Below are 3,543 nucleotides of genomic sequence, written 5' to 3'. Positions count from 1 at the left end.
GCTGCCCACGGCCAGGCCGCGCGCCTGCGGGGTGACCGGGAACCGGGGGCCGCCCGCCGAGGTGGCCTCGCCGGAGCCCTAGACGAACTGGACGACCAGGTCGGAGCGCCGGCCGCCGGGTCCGCCGGGGCCCCGGCGCTGCGGGGTGTCCGAGCGCAGCACGCCCAGCGCGTCCTGGGCGGAGGTCGAGCGGGCGGCCAGCTCGGCGGAGGCGCGGAGCTGGTCGTCGAACTGCTGGTTGAGCCGGACCCGCACCAGGAACCAGGACGCGCCCGCCACGCCGACCACGACCAGCGCCGCGGCGGCGGCGGCGAGCAGGGCGAACCGGGAGCGCAGGGACAGGCGGTCCGCCAGGCGGGACGGGAGGGGGCCGTCGCCGGGACTCGCGCCCCGTGCCGGGGCGCGGCCGGTCACAGCGGGTCCTCGCGGAGCACGTAGCCCACGCCGCGCACGGTGTGGATCAGGCGCGGCTCGCCGCCCTGCTCCAGCTTGCGGCGCAGGTAGCCGACGTACACGTCCAGGCCGTTGGAGCCCGCGCCGAAGTCGTGGCCCCACACGGTGCGGAACATCGCCTCCCTGGACAGCACCAGCCTCGGGTTGCGCAGGAACGTCTCCAGGATCGAGAACTCGGTCCTGGTCAGCGCCACCTGCCGGTCTCCCCGCCGCACCTCGCGGGTGCCCGCGTCGAGCAGCAGGTCGGCGAAGCGCAGCGCCTCCGAGCGGGCCGCGGTGCCCGCGTAGCCGCCGCGCCGCACCAGCGCGCGCACCCTGGCCAGCAGCTCCTGGAGCGCGAACGGCTTGGCGAGGTAGTCGTCGGCGCCCGCGTCCAGGCCCGCGACCCGGTCGGAGACCTCCACGCGGGCGGTCAGCATGAGCACCGGGGTGGTGTCGCCGGAGGCGCGCAGCGCGCGGCACGCGTCGAGTCCGCCGAGCACCGGCATGGTCACGTCGAGTATCACCCCGTCGGGGCGCAGGGAGCGCACGAGGTCGAGCGCCCTGGCCCCGTCGTGCGCGGTCGTGACCTCGTAGCCCTCGAAACGCAGCGTGCGCGACACGGCCTCGGCGACCGCGACCTCGTCGTCCACGACCAGGATGTGCACGGGGGACAACCTACCGATTTTCCCGCGCGCTCACCCGATTCCGCTTGTCGGGTTTTCCGGTGACTCCACCGGGTGATCGCGTGATCACCCTTCGTGGAATGAGGGGGCGCGCTTTCAGGTTCCCTCGCAGGTCCGCGCGGTGGTGTCGCCAGGAAATGGCGAGGGCGCGCGCGGCGGTATCACGGTCCGATTTCATGATCGATAACGCGGAACGGGCGCGGAACCGCCCCGGTCCGCGCCAGGAATCGGGGCGCGCTCCCGGAGGAATGTAGGGGTGGGCTCCGGCGGGAATGCCCGACGCGGTCGTCCGGTTACCGCGCGTGGTCATTCGGGGGACCTGCCTGGGCTCCGCGCGGGGCCCCGCAGGGGGTGCTCGCGGCGCGTGCGCGCGACCGCGCGTGCACCCTTGGGGAACTAATGGCTACTGCCGGTAGTTTCCCCGTTATTCCGCTTCGAGAGGTTTGGGGTCTGGTGGACGGGTACGGGTTCAACATCGCGCTGGTCGTGGTGCTGCTGCTCTTCAACGCGCTGTTCGCGGGCAGCGAGATGGCGCTCATCTCGCTGCGGGAGGGGCAGCTCAGGGCGCTGGAGCGCGAGGGCGGGTCGGGTGGTCGCACACTCGTGCGGTTGGCCCGCGACCCCAACCGCTTCCTGGCGACCATCCAGATCGGCATCACCCTGGCGGGTTTCCTCGCCTCGGCCACCGCGGCGGTCTCGCTCGCCGCGCCGCTGGTGCCGCTGCTGTCCTTCGTGGGCGGGGCGGCCGACGCCGTCGCCGTCGCGCTGGTCACGATCGTGCTGACCTTCGTGACCCTGGTGTTCGGCGAGCTGGCCCCCAAGCGGCTGGCCATGCAGTACGCGCTGCGCTGGGCCCTGCTCGTGGCCAAGCCGCTGCACCTGCTCTCGACCGTGTCCCGCCCGGTGATCTGGCTGCTGAGCACCTCGACCAACGCCGTGGTGCGGGTGTTCGGCGGCAAGGCCGAGACCGACGCGGAGGAGATGTCGCCCGAGGAGCTGCGCGAGCTGGTGTCCGCGCAGCGCGGGCTCAACAGCGAGCAGCGCATGATCATCAACGGCGCGCTGGAGATCCACGAGCGGCGGCTGCGCGAGGTGTTCGTGCCCCGGCGCAACGTCGTCGTGCTCGACGCCGCGCTCGACGTGCCGTCCGCGCGGGCCGAGCTCGCCGCGTCCGGCCACTCCAGGGCGCCGGTCGCGCGCGGCGGGCACCTGGACGACCTGGTCGGGGTGGTGCACCTGCGCGACCTGCTGTCCGACACCACCCCGCTGACCGAGCTGGTGCGGGCCGCCGTGGTGTTCCCCGACTCGCTGCGGGTGTCCGACGCGCTGCGCCGGTTCAAGACCGACCACGAGCAGTTCGCGCTGGTGGTGGACGAGCACGGCGCGGTCGACGGCATCGTCACGCTGGAGGACCTGCTGGAGGAGATCGTCGGCGAGATCTACGACGAGACCGACCGCGACGTGATGGCCGTGCGGCGCGAGGACGACGGGGCGCTGGTGCTGCCCGGCTCGTTCCCGGTGCACGACCTGGTCGACCTCGGCGTCGAGCTGCCGGGCGCCCCGGAGGGTGACTACACGACCGTGGCGGGCTTGTTGCTGACCGTGCTCGGACACATCCCCGAACGGGCGGGTGAACGTGCCGAGGTGTCCGGGTGGGACCTGGAGGTCCTGGCCGTTGAGCGGCGGGCCATCACCTCGGTGCGGTTGCGCAGGGTCAAGGCGCTGGGCTGATCGAGTGATGTCCGCACTGGTGCGGGCGCATCGGACTTATCGCCCGATACGGTGAGTGTGTCAAGATCGACAACTCTCTGTGAACGGGGACGTGCGGTGGCTTTTTCCTTGGACCTGGACAAGCAGCTCGACAAGGCGTACGAGCAGCTCGGCCTGACCGAGATCCTCGACTCGCCGGTCGCGGCCCTGGCCGGGGTCAGCGAGGCGGCGGGCGAGAAGCTGGCCGCCCTCGGCATCAAGACGGTCCGGGACCTCGGGACCAACAAGTACTTCGCGTTCGCCTCCGCGCTGGCGGAGCTGGAGCGCACCACCAAGTGACCCCCGCCGGGAGCCCCCGTCGCCGCGCGGGCGACGGGGGCTCCCGCGCGTCGCGGGGTCGGCGTCGCGGGGTCAGGGGACCAGCAGGACCCGGCCGAAGGCGGTGCGGCCCTCGATGTGGCGGTGCGCGTCACCGGCCCGCTCCAGCGGGAACTCCTCGTCCAGCACCACGGTCAGCTCGCCGGAGGCGACGCGGGCGATGAGCCCCTCGACCAGCGGGCGGGTGCGCGCCGGGTTGTGCGCCATCTCGCCGCCGAAGTACACGCCGTTGATCGAGGCGTTCTTGAACATCAGCGGGCCGATGTTCGGCGGCTGCGCCTCGCGACCGGCCTGGCCGACCCAGCTGATGCGGCCCCGGTAGGCCAGCGCCGCGACG

General features: G+C 72.9%; 5 protein-coding genes. 2 read left to right on the top strand and 3 right to left on the bottom strand.

Annotated elements, in window-relative coordinates:
- Positions 1-78: 78 nt before the first annotated feature.
- A complete protein-coding gene (locus ACTUAL_RS26375; RefSeq protein ID WP_440902134.1) occupies positions 79-414 on the bottom strand; it encodes a hypothetical protein in 336 nt (111 codons plus the stop codon).
- Entirely contained in the window at positions 411-1,100 is a 690-nt protein-coding gene (locus ACTUAL_RS26370; protein ID WP_096493073.1) for a response regulator transcription factor, read from the bottom strand. The genes ACTUAL_RS26375 and ACTUAL_RS26370 overlap by 4 nt, the downstream gene beginning before the upstream one ends.
- A 471-nt stretch (positions 1,101-1,571) precedes the next feature.
- On the opposite strand from ACTUAL_RS26370, the gene ACTUAL_RS26365 reads away from it, so the two are divergent.
- Positions 1,572-2,849, top strand: coding sequence for a hemolysin family protein (locus ACTUAL_RS26365; RefSeq protein ID WP_440902133.1), 1,278 nt, complete (start codon positions 1,572-1,574; stop codon positions 2,847-2,849).
- A gap of 96 nt (positions 2,850-2,945) precedes the next feature.
- Positions 2,946-3,167, top strand: a complete 222-nt coding sequence (locus ACTUAL_RS26360) for a hypothetical protein (protein ID WP_096493075.1) — start codon at positions 2,946-2,948, stop codon at positions 3,165-3,167.
- A 72-nt stretch (positions 3,168-3,239) separates the two neighbouring features.
- On the opposite strand, the gene ACTUAL_RS26355 is transcribed toward ACTUAL_RS26360, so the two are convergent.
- The coding region (locus tag ACTUAL_RS26355) for a zinc-binding dehydrogenase (protein ID WP_440902132.1) at positions 3,240-3,543 on the bottom strand (304 nt) is incomplete at its 5' end.

This window comes from Actinosynnema sp. (assembly GCF_052038725.1).
The sequence above is the reverse complement of the archived record's forward strand: the minus strand, read 5'-3'. Positions and strand labels throughout refer to the sequence as shown.